General features: G+C 56.2%; 3 protein-coding genes. 2 read left to right on the top strand and 1 reads right to left on the bottom strand.

What is annotated here, in order from left to right:
* Nucleotides 1-27: 27 nt before the first annotated feature.
* Nucleotides 28-13,320: a CARDB domain-containing protein gene (locus Poly51_RS21475; RefSeq protein ID WP_186775710.1), complete on the bottom strand. Its 13,293-nt coding sequence runs from the start codon at nt 13,318-13,320 to the stop codon at nt 28-30.
* A 494-nt stretch (nt 13,321-13,814) separates the two neighbouring features.
* Between Poly51_RS21475 and Poly51_RS21470 the strand changes: the two genes are divergently transcribed.
* On the top strand, nt 13,815-14,624 hold the full coding sequence (locus Poly51_RS21470) for a helix-turn-helix transcriptional regulator (RefSeq protein WP_146459988.1): 810 nt from the start codon (nt 13,815-13,817) through the stop codon (nt 14,622-14,624).
* A gap of 371 nt (nt 14,625-14,995) precedes the next feature.
* A complete protein-coding gene (locus Poly51_RS21465; protein WP_146459986.1) occupies nt 14,996-15,985 on the top strand; it encodes a transposase in 990 nt (329 codons plus the stop codon).
* The last annotated feature ends 144 nt before the right edge of the window (nt 15,986-16,129 follow it).

The raw sequence follows: 16,129 nt of genomic DNA, 5'->3' as shown, positions 1-16,129 counted from the left end.
TCTATTTGTCTCTGGTTGTAGGTTTCTCTAACTAAGTGAACGTGTAGCTAAGTCATAGGCAAGGACATCCAGTGTGTCCGAGTGCTGCTTATCATCGTCTTCTTCACCCATCCACTGAATTACGCTAGCGTAATCAATCGTCTCGGCCATGGCGCTGTCCGCTAAGCTTCCCGCCAGATTTCTGCCTGCTTCTGCCACCGACACTGTCGACAGCGACCGACTCAGTTGATTGATGATCTGTAACGCATCGAGCGCACTGACGAGTCCGTCGCCACTGACATCCAGATGACGGTGGGGTTCTGAATCAGCTTGCCCGGCAGCCTCCCCCATTGCGGACGAGTTGTTTACTGCGATTCGGTTAATAACCAACAATGCGTCAAGTGCCGTGACTTCACCATCAATGCTGGTGTCAAATCTGGCCAGTGTGTCCACGGGTGCGACGCCGGGCGTCGCTGGAACGATTTTGTTATTCAGTGCTCTCGCGATCAGCACTCGATCCCGAACCGTGATTCGGCCATCGCGATCCAAATCAATATTCTCATTCCAACGGTCCGAACCAGGCGTCGCACCGATTGAATCCAGCACGATTCCCATGTCAGTCGGCCCGACCGCGCCATTACCGTCAGCGTCACCGGCGAGACGGTGAAACTCGAAACGATAAGTCCCACCGCCAAAGCCATCTCCATCGCCGTCCAGCGCGAATCCGGCAACATCCGTTACCAGCGACGAGTCCAGTTCGACTACGTAAATACCGTCGGCGAGCGAGGCCCGGGTATCGGCAAAACTGTCCAACGACCAAGTCAGCAATCCTGTATTGGAGTCTGGATCGAAGCTGTATTGGAACTGATCAGTGCTGGTCGCGATCTCAGCCGGCGTATCGGTGTTCGCGTTGACCCCCAAATGAGTCAGTTTGAAGGCGCCTGTGATCAACGAATCAGCAATCAAATCGTCTAGGTTGGTGCGCCCGGCAAATTCGATCTCAATTCGGTCGACGTAAGACCGTGACGTGATCACGCCCTGGATTCCCGTCGCATCGACTCCGGGACCAAGTCGGGCCACGGTTGTTTCCGCATCCGCGATCTCAGGTGCCGCCTCAGCGTTTCCGGCCGCATCCCGAGCAACGCTGTAAAACTGGTATGAAGAATTCTCTTGCCCGATAAAAGTGGTTGAGGCGGCGTCTGCCGGCAAGCTTTCGTGCAGCGTGTAGTCACCATCGTTTTCGGACACGAATAAGTCATAGGCCACGATCGCTGAACCATCGATCGACGAAGTGATCGCGGGGTCACTGCCGGAGATGCCGATCACGAAGTTGGGCAGATCCTGGCTGGTAGGCAACGAACTGACTTGGCTGGTCGGCGCACCCGTATCAGTCGTCCAGGTGAACTGCAGTTGCCCCGTTGCCGGTTGCCCGGACTGGCTGGTCACGCTGGATAGTTCAATTGAAAGATCGTACATGCCTTCGCCGGCCGTTACGCTGGCTAGCCCGCCAATGACAAAACTGCGGCCGCCCGCTTCGGCTGTGATTGTCACACCGGCATCAATCAGGTTCACACCCCCATCACGCGTCAAGGTCATCGCTGACGCAGTCAACGTGGCCGGGTTGATGGGCTCCACAAACAGCAGCGTGACATCACCAAGTGGTTGATTGGTGAAACCCGATGGGATTCCGGCGACCGACTCGACCAACGGAGCGGTTTCGTTGACGAACAGGTCTTCGATGAAGGCGTCCGTTACGTTGCCCGCCGGGTCAACTACTCGAACTCGCAAGCGATGCTGGCCGGCCGAAGGAAACTCAATCGGTAAATCGAATGATGTTCCAGCAATCGTTTCTCGTATCAATTCCGTGTTGGTGGTCATGTCTCGAACAGAAACCGTCAGTCCCGTTTCGGCCAGTGTTCCCGCGACGCTGGCGAAACGGGAATTGACCTGAGCGTCCGTGACTTCGCCGGTGAACGTTGAAAGGGTCAAGTCGGCGGGAGCGACGGGGTTATCCAGATCGATCGTCCAAGTCGTCGACGACAGTCCCGATGACGGATTGCCGGCTAGGTCCGTGATACCGGCCCCGTCGATGGTCAACGTGAAGCTGGCGATTTGCGGATCAGCAAGGAAGGCTTGCACCCAATTGATCCCGCCGATGCGATAGCGGTTGTCGCCACGATCCTCGAACGTTACGCGAGCGTCGCCAGCCAACAGGTTCTCTGTGCCGCCGTCGCGAGTCAGCGTCAGGTCGCCGACGTCCAGCGTGGTCAGGTCGATCGGCTCGCTAAAGTCGATGTCGATTCGCTGGACCACGATGTTACGCGGATTGGTGGGCGGATCGACCACATCGACGACGACCGGTGCGGTGGAATCAAGCGTCCACGTTGCGGTCGCGTCACCGACACCAGCCAAATCAGCATCGTCTTGGACGCCGGTGGCATCGACAACGAGCCGATAGTCGGCATCGCTACTGATCAACCGGCTGAGATTCCCGACGCGATAAGTCGTCGGTGCGACTTGGGCGATGGTGACTTCCGCGTCGATCACTTCGATTCCATCGCGTGTCAGTGAAACATCATCGAGTCCGAAGCTGCCGGGCACGATCGGCTTGGAGAACACAACATTGATCGAGTTGGTGGAGGTTGTCGTCAGGTGCGACGGGGCACCGAGTAGATCCAGGATCGCCGGAGCAGCCTCGCCCTTGACCCAGCGATAAGACGCGAGCCCTACGCCGGGGTTGCCGACTTGGTCGGTCAACTGCGAGGCATCGATCGTCACTTCGTAAACCGCATCATCGGACGTGAACGCCGCCAAGCCGCTGATTCGGTAGGTCGTGCCACCGGCGGCGGCAGCTGACAACCCGCTGGTGCTAACAGGGACACTATTCTTGGTTAGCGAGATGTCGGCGGCGTCAAACGTGCTGTTGTTGAGCAATTCATCAAAGGTCACATCGACCACGTCAATCGTCTCGGTCGTCGGGTTAGGAGTCACACCCGCGAACGAAACCACTTCGGGACCGACCAAATCGCCGTTAGAGAATACAAACGTGTAGCTGCCGGTGCTGTTGAAGTCGAGCAGATGAATCTTGTCTTCCAGGACTGGCCGCAGCCCGCCACCGACAAACGTGCGATCGGTTTGCCAGAAGTTTTCGGGCGGCAGCGTCGTGCCGTCACTACGCTCGACCGTCAACAAAACAAAGTCACCCAGACTCGGATCATCCATCGTCAAGTATGACCAACCCTCCTCCATCGTTGCCGTCACGTCGATTCGCAAATCACTGATCACCGGAGCCGTATCGATCGTCGCTCCTGAACCCAAACCAACTTCCACGACGCTGCCGTCGGACAAGTAAAGCGTGTCAGGCAAGTCTTGCGGATCGGGCAGATCATTGACCAAGAAATCGGGAAGCCCATCATCCCCATCGACCTGCGAAGCATTGGCGACGTGAATTAATTCATGAATTTGAACATCCTTGATCAGACTGAACCGTTCATCACCCAGTCCCGAGATATGTTCAAAGGTCGCGTTGTACTCGACGAACAATCCTTGCAACGTCGACTCCATTTCCCACTCAGCAATCGCCAGCTCACCCGGGCCAACATCCCCAAACTGGGCTGTTAACGAACGGTTCTTCTCTTCTCCATTGACCCGAGTCCCGGTGATCTCAAAGTCGATCAACAGCCCCTTCTCGTTCTCAATAATCTTTGGCTGAGCGGATTCAATCCGCAGATTTTGAGCCGCGCCCGCTCCATCGTTACGAACCTGAACAGCAAGTGTGAACGGCTGTGCTGGCTCGACGTCGGCAGTGTGAGGATCATCGCTGAGCACGTCACGCTGGAGGAAGTAGTCTAAGGTGAGTTCGGCTTGCGGAAGCACGAGAATGGATGTTGGTGCCAGCCGAGTTGAGACTTTAGTGACTCCATCAAGGTAGGAAAATTCACCACCTACAAAGTACTCTTGGGTGCCTATCGCGGCTTCAGCACTGGGAACGATTTGCCAAACTGCGGATCCGCTCTCATTCCCTAGGATCACACCGAAGCCGTCAATGTCATCGATTGATGTCAGAGTTGGGGTGGAAACCAAGAATAGATCTGTTTGATCTTCTCCGGCTGCGTTTGTAATGGTGATATTGAATTCGATGCCGGTCAGTGAGTCGCTCTGTCCGTTATCAATCACTAATCCAGCCTCAAATGCCTGACGTTCCTGAACAGCATCTTGCGTGATTTGCATACGGACCGTTGCACAGGTGCCACCGATCGATTCCTGTGGTTCGATTGTCTTTAAGATGTCTCGTGAAAGTTGAGTCCACTCGCTTTGCTCAATCGTTGCTAAGTCGATGGAGGACTCGCCCAATGCATTCGCCAACTCTGACTCGTTTGCGTAGTCGATATCACCGGCGAATGCATCTAAGTCGATTAAGTTCCCGATCGTTCTTTCAATAGCTTGGCCCGTGACTGGGTTACGCAGAATTCCGTCATCCATCGAGTCAGCACTCTCGAGGCTACTCGCTGCTCGTTGGGTCGCTGTCCGTTGGGTCTCGGTACCCGGACTTCCACATACTGGTTCTGGATTACTCTTGCTCCAAGTGCAGCCCTCATAGATTGGGGTACTGATTTCAAAACTGAGCTCAATACCCTTCTCGATTCCAAATAGTTCTGCCGCTTCCTGTCCAACGGTGAACCTTGCTAAACCATAAAGTTCAACCTTTCCGACAGTGACCTCCCAATTAAAATCTCCATTGGTGTCGAAGCTTGCTTCACCGCTGGCAGAACCCCGTATCCCGCCTTCGACGACTGCTTCGATTTGAAGGAAATCGTCGTCGCTTGGCAATTCGATGTCGATTTCAAGTCCTGCGGCAACCTTTAACTCAATCTGTCCCTGTCCTTTCACCCCGGCAGCACCCGTGAAGTCTGTCCAGTCTTCGCAATCAGTTTCAATTTTACCGAACGCCCGAAGGCCAACGAGTCCTTCGAAAAACAGGCCCGCTTTAAGCTCGAAATCTAGGACCGCATCTCCAGGCAACGGAAACGGCAAGCTGACATTCTCGCCAAGGTCTAATTCGCCTCCCACGATTGGGACGCTAAAACCAAGGTCGCCACCACCACTTCCCTCTGCCACTAATTTCGACCCGACCTCCACATTGTCTTCGCAGCATGTGGTCCAGGACGCCTCTCCCTCAAGACCAAAGTTTATCTCGTCGACAACTGGTGCTTTTGTTATTAAGTCGGCTGCTGCCTGCACGATTTGATTGACGAATCCGTTCTCCTTTAATGTCAGTTTCCATGAATCCTCTACGCAATCGGCGCAATCTGGCTCGCTTTGTATCGAGATCGGAGTGACGGATCCCGGCCCGCCGATACCGACGCCGCTAGGCCTGTACACTCCACCCCCCCCAGCTCCACTACAAGTTCCACTGACGTTAATGATCACGATAGGGGTAGCTTTTGCGACTGTACCCTCACATTCGTAAGTCCACACAAGCACTGCAGCAATGACACACGGGACGTCCACGGATTCACCCTCTGGCCTGAGGGCATTTCTCATGAGCAGCTCGTTAGATGCGATCGCTGCAGGACCGATTCTTCTGACAATGACTGGAACCGTTATCTCACTCTTTGCGGGTAAGATACCGATGACATCGATTAGTGGGACGATTTCGTAGTACGGGTGCTCGCCGAATTCGAGTGCTACGTTTTCCGCCGCAATGAATCCATGATTCGTGATCTTGAAATCGAATTGCTGCGTCTGGCCGACTACGACTAGGTCTGCAAGGTCGATATGGCCATCGATTGTGACCACGGGTGCGGGAACATTGGTTTCAAATTCGGCGTCGATCGTGATTCGCGTCCGATCCTCGATCTCGATTTCTTCCACGGTCCAGGTGTACTCGACGAGGTTACGCGAGACGAAGACTTGTCGCTCGTTGAGATTGCCTGATTCGACTCGCAGGTTGTTGCGGTAGGACTCGTGGTCTTCTGAGCGAACTTCGAGCGTGTAAGGACCTTCTGGAACACCTAGGAATGTGACGCGACCTTCGCTGTCGACCGTGACCGTGGCTTCGCCTTCGGCTAGCGACGCAAAGCCCGCTGCTGGTTGAGCGGCTGCGGCCTCGCTGGTGGCGACCAGTTCTCCTGTAATTGCGTCAAGCAATCGCACTGTCGCGTCTTTGACAAACGGCTTTTCGTCGGTGAAGTAGAAGTACTCGTCCGTCACCGTGACTTGCAGATCGCCGGTCGCTTCAGACACCGCGCGGAAGCTGAATGGCATCGATAGTTCGGAATCGCTGCCTCGAACGATGAGGTTCCCGTTGTACGCCGTTAAAGGTAAATCACTTGGTGGGGTCAGCAGCAACGTGACCGGGGCCGATTCACCGGGTTCGAGCGATGGGAGTGTCGAGTCAGTTGCCAACGTTAGCCAATCGGCACCGCCGGGCAGCAGCACTTGCAACTCGCCGGTTTCCCTGCCGCCATCGTTGGTGATCGTGAACTCGACGGACGTCTGGTCGCCAACCAACATGCCCTTGTCCAGTCGTTCGGTACTGGCAATCAATTGCGAAACCAGTGGAATGACCGTCACGTCGATCGGGACGGTGATCGCTGGTGCTTCGTTGCTGGTGATGCGGATCGCGAAACTGGCATCACGATTCGTCGCGTCCAGGGCCGCGACGCTGTAGTTGACATCCAGCGTCGCAAGCTCGTTCAGCGTGGTGGCTTCGCCTTCAACTGCGGAGGTGACTTGCAGATTGCTCGCAGCGTCGATGATCTCGACGGCTAAGCCCGTCAGCGGAACATCGGCGAGGTTGCGGATGGTGATTGAGCCGCTGGTGGCCGGATCGCCTTCTTTGATGCGGAGGGAATCTTGCGGTGGTTCGGCCCGCATGCCGACTAGCTTGAACGTGTCTTGTGCTTGGGCCGTTGCTTCACCTGGGTGTGCTGCACCGACGGTGTAGCTGCCGCCTTCGCCGGGGAGTGGGTTGAAGGTCAGTTGGAAATTGCCAGCCGCGTCCGTGATCGCGGGGAAGATTCGATTGGTGCCACGGACTGAGACGTGGACGCTGACCTGCTTAAACGCGGCAGGCGTGGTGTCAGTGTTGGTCGCCGTGCCGGTCAGCAGCACCGATGTATCGGCCGGTGCCATCTCGACATCGGTCGATACCGTTGCGGTGTAGGCGGCTTCGACGCTGATCGGGGATGCGGTGATGGTCGCATTGTTGGTCTCCAAGCCTTCACCAACGACATCGGCGATATCGGTTTGGACAACAATCCAGTAGTCACCCGATTGGCTGGGCAACCGAACTGGGGCCGTGCGATCATAGGATTGACCTTTGCCCAACGGTCCGCTGAACGTGTACTGGCCCGCCAACACGTCGTTGCCGATGACCGCATCGTCGGACAAGAACACTCGCTGGGTCCAAGTGCCCGTGGCCGGTGCGAAGCCAGCGTTGGCGATCGTCCAAGAAACATCGATCGACGCATCGGTGCTGGCCGTCACGCTGGAGGGTTGCAATGATGTGACGATCAAATCGGGCAGAGTACTATCGGCGACCACAATCGTGCCCGTTCCCGTCAAAAAACCGTCGGCCGTTGCCAAGACCGTCACGACTTGGTCACCATCAACTTCGCCATCGCGGACGCCTGACAAAGTCACAGTAGCAGACGATTCGCCGGCCGGAATGGTCACCGGTGTCGGTACGATCAGCTCACCCACGTCATCCGATGTGAACGTGACCGTGACGGCTTGAGAAAGATCAGTGGTGTTGCGTGCGATCGTCGCCTGAATGCCACGGCCTTCGGCGACTGTGTCGCTGGCAAAGGTAACGCTGAGTGACTGTCCGTCGTCTTCCAGAATCTGCACCGACGTGTTTGTCAGGCTTTCTGTAAACGCAGCGCCACCATCGCTGGGCAGCACTCCAGCCGAAACATCCACCGACCGATCGCCGGTCACCAAGTCATCATTTCCAATCTGAAACTGGAACTGTCCAAAGCTTTGACCGGCGGGAATGGTGACGGTCGCCGGTAAGACAACTTGCGTCGGATCAGCGGAAACCAGTTCGACTTGGACAGCCACATTGCTGACCGCATCCCGTGTGACTCGGCCAAGCAGCGTCGGGCCCGAGGAACCTTCCGCAAGTGTTTGGGGCATCTGCAATGTGATGGCCGGGACGTCGCTTTGAAGAATCGTCAAGTCGCCGGCACTGGCCAGATGCCCTACCGCAGAGACTGCAATACTGTGCTGGGTGGCTCGTTCGATCAAAAGGTCATCAATTGCCGTAATGCCGAACGTGACGCTAGTCTGACCGGCGGGCAGGGTTACGCTTGAAACAACGTCGAGCTGACTTGCATCGGCGTTTAATACGGAGATGATAATGTCTGTGCTCGCGGCCGACCCTCGAGTGATCGTCGCGGTAAGGCTGCCACCTTCGACGATTTCTGTCGCTGGTAAACTGAGGGTCAATGTCGGCTGATCGTTATTGACGACGGTGATCAGCCCCGAGGCAGCCGGATAGTCATCGGCGTTCGCCGACACTAGCACCGTCACATCGTCATCGATAACCGCTTCGTCGATCGCCGAAATCGTGAAGCGACGCGAGTACTGGCCAGCAGGAATGGTGACGGTTTCGGGCAGAGACAACTGGTCGGAAGCGCTGGCTGACAGGGAAACCACCAACGGCAGCGAAACGTCACCATTGCGAGTCAGCGTCGCGCGAACGCCGTTGCCGCCTTCGGTCACCTGGTTACCACCGAGTGCCATCGTCAAGCTGGCGGGGATATTCAGGGTCGTCGCACTGGCGAACAGGTTTTGTTCGTCGGATTCAAAGACCGCCTCGCCCGAGTCGACTTCGATGAGGAAGTAGACATCGCCATTAAGCGTCTGCTGGGGCAATGAAATCTGCTCGGTGCGTATCCGTGCAGCGTCTGCGGCTGTTAAGCTACCAACGCGATTGAAGGATGCAACCAATTGCCGATTGTCTCCTCCGGCGTCATTGGCCAGGAAAACGCGTTCAATCCAAGGCCCGACTGCGATTTCATCACCGATATTGTCGATCTGCCAACCCAGTGTCGTCGTCGTTCCAGGCACAATCTCCGATGGCGGCGTGATCTCCGTGGCGACTAAATCGGGTAGGGGCGGAAAAGTCAGGCTCAGCGGAACAGCACGGACATTGTTTTGCTCGTTCGCTTCAACGATACCGCCCGTTGAATCGGTTTGCACCAGAATGAAGTAGTCGCCCGCGACGCTACCATTGGTCAGCGGAATACTGGTCGACAGCAGTCCGCTGTACTCAGCTCCGGTAGCCAGTGTATTTGCTCCGGATAATTCGAATGCCCCAAGCAGGACATCGCCTGCGGACAGGGTGGCGTCGCTTGACAACCAGACTTGATCACGATTCGCGCCGATGGTAGCAAGGGTTCCCGAATTCGTCGTCGTCCAAGCGATTTGCAAAGAGCTTCCAAACGGCATCTCCGTGATCGCCGCGCCACCAAGATCCGTCAGGCCGACCGAATCGACAATGTTCAAATCGGGGAGCGAGATTGCAAATGCATGTGTGAACACGTCTTCGGTCGCTTCGCCAGTCGTCCCGTCACTGTCCTGATCCATCGGATTGCCCGCGATGTCCAGCACGTTGGGGCCGACGGTCAGTTGATAATCGCCATTGGCCCGCTGGGGCGTGAAGGGAATTCGATACGCGTTGCCCGACAATCGCGTGGGCTGGCCGATCGACACCGCGCCGGCAGGTCCCGTCAACGTCACATCATTGTTTCGGAAGGAAGCCAACTGGATGGGTGAATCGAAAGTGACATCAACGAAGCTAACCACTCGGTTCAAAGTACCTGCGGGTGTGGCAGTTGTGATACGTGATCCCGTCCTGTCAATCGTGATCGCTGCCGCATAGGCAGTTCCGAGCGTATTGCCAGACAGATCGGCGACCGAAGCAGCGATCGTGATCAAGTACTCGCCCGCCACTGAGATCGGAGCCGCCAACGTGATCTCGTATTGGGTATCGCTGCCTGCAACCGCGGCAACCGATGCGGCAGTGATCGCTGGGATACCAGCCGGCGTCTGCACGGTGATTACTGACGGTGTCAAGGTTGCCGCATCCATCGGTTCGCTGAACGTGACAACGAATCGATCTGTGTCCTGATTAGTTTCTCCGAGAGGTGAAAACTCAGTCACAAAGGGCTTCGTCACATCGGCTAGCACGACGAACGGGTCCACTGGAGCGGCAGCGATTTTGTTGCCAGCGACGTCAAAAATTTGAGTCGTTGCCGCCAGTTCGTAGTCACCGGGGACGAAGAGCGGATCAAACGTCAACACGTAGGTGTCAGTATCACCGCTGAGTCCACGCAGATTGATCGGCTGGTTGGCGGGGCCGGTCAGAGTTGCCATCAGCGTTCCAGCAGCCGCACTTCCGTCGGTATTGGTGACGGTTTCGCTAAACTGTACGACACGTGAAAGCACCGGTGCCTGCTGAGTCGTCTCGCCTAGAACAAACGTGGGCGCCGTGCGATCGAGTGTGACCGACGCAGACCGGTTCAGTCGGCTACCGTACGCCGGTTGAAAAACGATCTTGGGTTGATGGTTGCCGTCTTGCGTGAACGTGGTGGTGAAGGAATACGTGCCCGGCTGGCTGGCAAACATCGTTTCATTGGCAGCCCCATTGCCGTCCGCATCAAATTCGATCCGTCCGATTTGATTGACGGTCACTTCAAACGTTATGTCAGCGATGTTGGTGATGCCGTCGGAGGACGAAACGCCTGAATCACTAATAGCCGCCAAACGGAGCTCGGCGGTCGCCGCCGAGGTGCTGACTTGAAACTGTCCCACGTAGTCGTCGCCGGGCGTTCCATCGTCGTTGCCATCGAGCTGACCCCCCACCACGTTTCTAATTCCGGTTGCACCGGAGAGCACGCGGAGTTGATAGTGCCCATCGGGTAAGCCAGTCGCGAAATCATCGGCGGCGAGCGACACATCCAGGCTCGCTGCGGTGTACGTCGGCGTTATGGCAAACGCTTGGTCATCCCCGCCGCCAACACGCTGGTCCGCACCCAAATGCGTCAGCACGAAGCTATTTGCATCGGTCGCCGATGCAACATCAAGCGGCACTGAGAATCCCAGGTCGATCGTGGTCGACGAAGTCGTGACCAGTCCACTGGGCGTTTGGGTGAATACGACCGGCTCATTGGGGACGACCAACTCGATGGATGAGGTGAACACGTCACCCGCTTCGCCACCGGTTCCATTGCCATCCTGATCCATCAAGTTTCCAGCCGCATCGGTGATCTGCGATCCAACTGAGTACGTGTAGGTACCGGGCGCCGTTTGATCGGCGAACTCGAACCTCACGGAAGAAGCCGTCGGTTGCGAAACCGCATCGATCGTGATCACGCCACCGGGCCCACTGAGCACCATATCGCTGACATCGATCGAATCCGCTGCGATCGGTTCATCAAACACCACATCGACAAAGTTCAGCGAGTGTCGAGTCTCGATTTTCGGAATCGTCCCAATCAACTTCGGCCCCAGGTCCGCGACCGCCACCAGATAGACCCCATCACTACGGATCTCCGGTTGCAGCTTGATGCCATCACCGATTGCAGCACCCACGACATTGGAAAACGACCCGGAGACACTTCCTGCAACAAGCACATGAAACTCTTGTCGCAGAGTTGGTAAGAACCCGTTGGTCCGAACGATCTCGAGAGTGCCACCAAGAGTCGCTTCGATTCCGACGGCAAGTTGGTCAAAATCCATTCCGGCGTTGTTTCCGCCGATTTCAATCCGTGTTTGACCAGAGTTTGATTGCCGAAAATTGCCCTGCAAAGTCAAACTACTATCGCCTGGACCGGGACTGATCTGTGAGCCATTTTCATAGTCACCAGTGATTGCTCCGCCACCGCGAAACGACACACCAGATACCGCGGTCAGGCTAGTTGTCTGCAAGGTCCCGTTGGATCCTATGTCAATAAATGCAGACTTAACAGCGCTGTGCGAAACCTCACTTCCAACCTTCAGTGTTCCCACATTCTTGGCAAAAAACCCCGATTCTGTCGTGGCGAAATAGTAGTCGAAGTACCCTTGAAAGCTGGTCAAGTTGGGCATGTCGATCAGGCTAGCGAGGTCGTCTTCACCTCCATCGGCCAGGAACTGAACAGCGCCGCTGGGAACGACCATTGAATCGACTTGCGTTCCGAGTTCGACAACGCCGCCATTGAGAGCGTTGACCCGGACCTCATCATTGCCGTTTCGGGCACCCGTCAGCGAAGCCAAGTTCGGCAGCGACAACACACTGCCAACGCCATCGGCTCGTAGGTAGCGATCACCATCGTTGGTGTTTGAGTTGGTGTAGCTGGTCACACCATCGAGCGTCACGGTGGCAGCGTTGGTCAAGTACCAAGAGGATGTGTCGATGTTGGTCAACAGGGGAAACGGAACGGACAATCCGTCGACCCGGACGTTCGCCCATGTGAGCGATTCCATGCTACTGAAGTCAGGAACAACATTGCTGAGTGTCAGGTCGCCATAGTAGCCGCCGTTGTATGAAACGATCTGCCTCGTATCCATGGTGCCGCTGCCATCGAGCGTGATGTCGGCATGAGAAATGGAGGTCAGTTTCGGCGAGTGGATCGCTCCCCCATTTTTTGCGAAGAATCCCGATTCTGTCGTGGCGAAATAGTAGTCGAAGTACCCTTGAAAGCTGGTCAAGTTGGGCATGTCGATCAGGCTAGCGAGGTCGTCTTCACCTCCATCGGCCAGGAACTGAACAGCGCCGCTGGGAACGACCATTGAATCGACTTGCGTTCCGAGTTCGACAACGCCGCCATTGAGAGCGTTGACCCGGACCTCATCATTGCCGTTTCGGGCACCCGTCAGCGAAGCCAAGTTCGGCAGCGACAACACACTGCCAACGCCATCGGCTCGTAGGTAGCGATCGAAGTTGCTGGTCGTGGTACTGGTGTAGCTGATCACACCGGCCAACTTAATTTGACCACCAGCAATTGCGTAGAGATGCGCGTTGTCAACCGTCGTTGCACCATCTGCCTGGAACTCTGCTGCTTGGGCAGTGAGCCTTGCATTGGGGGCCATCACCATCGCCCCACTGACAGTCAGTTCGCCCGTCGTAAGCTTGAGGCTTTCACTAGCATTCAATGAGGTAATCGTCAGCGGATCGGTCAGGTCGTAAAGAACCTCAATATCGCGGGGGTCGTTGATCGTGACGTCGTCGCCGGTGGCGGGGGTGATGTCGCCGACCCAGTTGGCCGGAGTGCTCCACTTCAGATCGGTACCACCTCCGCCATCCCAGATTGCAGCCGCCAATAGATTCCGGCGTTCGAGCGTCTCCATTTGGGGGCGATGTCGCCGCGTGCTTTGGCCGCGAGCGGTCCGGTAAGCTCCACGTGACCCGCTTACGGTTAGGCTTGTGCTGGAAGCTGGCGAGGGAATTTTGCGCAGAACTGCCTTCAAACGATCAAACGCTGACATTTTTGTAACTTTCAGGATGTAAACCACGGTGATTTGTCGCTTGTAGATCGACCCAAATGCCTAGCGAAACCGGTGCTGGCAGAGCGATTTGCGATGACTGAAACGTTTGCGACCTGGGGATGCGATCAGCTCCGCTTGGATATTTCGAGGCGTCGAAAGCCGATTATTGTATCCTCGTCAGACGGGTCCGACATCATCCCTAGGGAGGGTGGATTTCCGATGGATCTGGCACTTAAACAATGGATCCAGGTGGTTGCAGGACACCCGTAGCGTTGCCCCCCCGGATGTTCTAGCCTCTGCCGATGCGAGAGCCCGCGAGCGTCGCCAACTCGAGTGCCTGAGAAGAACCTGTTCCAATGAGCCCATCGTCCGAAATGATTCCGACTACGGATGCCATCGCGATCGCCAAGCTGCTCGGTGAAGTCGCTGGATTGGACGCGGATACTCCGAGTCGCAAGCGTTTGCTGATGCGGCGACTTGGCGAGCTGACCGGAGCGGATGGCTGGTTATGGTCGATCACCTATTCCGACCATAGCAGGAATCAGCCCATTTCAGTCGGCGTGATCCACGAGGGACTGACCGAGGAGCAATTCGGTGGTTGGGTCGAAGCGAGCCAAGTTGCCTCCCCGCCGCCTCCTGAAGATGCCCCGCTGACACAAGAGCTGATCAAGGGGGAACACACCACACGGACTCGAGACCAACTCGTTTCGGACGCCGATTGGTACAGCAACCCAACGATTCAGAAGTACCGAATCGAACGCGGAATCGACGACTTTCTTTACAGTCTCTATCCGCTCGGCAGCAATACAAGCTGTAGCGCGATTGGACTTTTCCGCCACGTTGGCCGCGATCGCTTTTCGCCTCGCGACCGCCGACTCGCCCACATCATTCTATCGAACGTCGAATGGATTCACTCAGCGGGTTTACCAGGCATTGAACAGCAATCGATACCCAAGCTGACGCCGACCCAACGCATCGTATTGGTGCATCTACTCGATGGAAAACGACGCTCGGAAATTGCTCAAATGCTGGGGATTGCGGAAACTACCGCGAAAGATCACACCCGCGCGATTCTGCGTCACTTTGACGTGACCGACCAGCTGGCTCTAGTCTGCAAATTTCAAACTGGGAACGGTCGGGATGAGCGTTCGGACCGACCAATCTGATGATCGAAGATCTCACTGACGCGCACGGAATGGCGGACTTGGTAAACCACCACCTGAATTCAATATCGACAGGCCCAATGACGACGGGGGAGTTCGTTCGCCGGTGTACGTTTCCATTGGACCGGAGACTGAGCACGATGCTGTTACCTTCATCGAAAAACTGGCGGTGACATAGGTCGTTCGAGAAACCCTTTTCGCACTTCGCAAACGACTCTCAATGGCTATTCCAACCCGGCTTATCCCAAACTCCCTGCCCATTTCTGGCTGGCATCCAGCCAGAACGCTTCGCGGGGGTCAGGCTTGGTTTTCGGTTTTCGATGTGGTAACCTCTTGAGAGTGTTGTCCGCTCTTCCTATCGCGCGAGAATCGCCGTGGCCAGACAGCCTCGTGTTCAATTTCCTGATGCGATCTACCACATTGTCACCCGTGGCGATGGACGACGAGTGCTTTTTCATGATGATGGCCACTATGAGCGCCTGACGCGTGGACTGAAGGAAGAAGTTACTCGGTCTGGCTGGAAAGTGCTTTCTTATTGCTGGATGCCGAATCACATCCATTTGCTTCTGCAAACACCGGAGCCCAACTTAGCCAGAGGCATGCAGCACTGGCTGTCAGGTTTTGCTAACTGGTACGCCAAACGAAATCGGCGCGTTGGCCATTTGTTTCAAGGTCGATACAAGTCCTTCTTGGTCGAAGATGCCGGCTACTTCTGGTCGCTCAGCCGGTACATTCATCTGAACCCGTGCAGCGGGCTGCGGCCCCTCTGTGCGACCGCCGATCGATGGAAGCACAGTAGCTACCCCGGCTACGCGCGGAAGACCAGTCGCGTGGACTGGATCGCGTACGATGACCTGCATAACTACTGGCAAGCTGCCAATGGCGGAAAGGATCCAGGCTTGGCCTACCGGCAGTACGTCAAAGCTGGGATGGAGGTCAATGAGAACCCGCTTTCGGGCGCCCTTCGAGGCTGGGTGCTTGGCAGCGAATCATTCTTGAAGCGAGCGATCGTGCTTGCCAGTGGCGAAGAAAGCCAGAAGCGACACCGAACGGCGCGACGGATGAAAGCGATTTCGATGGATGAGGTGATGACGGAAACGGCAGCCTATTATGACGTCGAGGAAGATGAATATGTTGGATTCCGAAGTACAGCGGCCGGTCGCGAGATCGCAGCCTACCTTTGCCGAAGGTGGACCGGTGAGCCGCTGAGCCGGATATCCCAGCGGTTCGGTTTGTCGCACCCCGATAGCTCCTCCAATCTCATTCGACGCGCCAAAAAGCGAATGGATGAATCGAACTATTATCTCCAAGCAATCGAAGAAATCGAGTACAATCTAGAGCTGAAAACCGAAAACCTAGCCTGACCCCCGCGAAGCGTTCCCCGGTCTTGAAGGCTAATGAGGCGTCGATAAGACCTTATGCACCCAAAGCTACCACGAACCATCAATCGGCCGCGTAAACTCGCGCCCTGGCGAGACGACACCCGCTGAGACTAAGATGGCGTGCTC

Source organism: Rubripirellula tenax, from assembly GCF_007860125.1.
GTDB lineage: Bacteria > Planctomycetota > Planctomycetia > Pirellulales > Pirellulaceae > Rubripirellula > Rubripirellula tenax.
The sequence above is the reverse complement of the archived record's forward strand: the minus strand, read 5'-3'. Positions and strand labels throughout refer to the sequence as shown.

Bases quoted from the DNA above. Each gene is read 5' to 3' on its own strand.
- Poly51_RS21470 (WP_146459988.1), top strand. From the start codon at position 13,815: ATGAGCCCATCGTCCGAAATGATTCCGACTACGGATGCCATCGCGATC.
- Poly51_RS21475 (WP_186775710.1), bottom strand. From the start codon at position 13,320: ATGGAGACGCTCGAACGCCGGAATCTATTGGCGGCTGCAATCTGGGAT.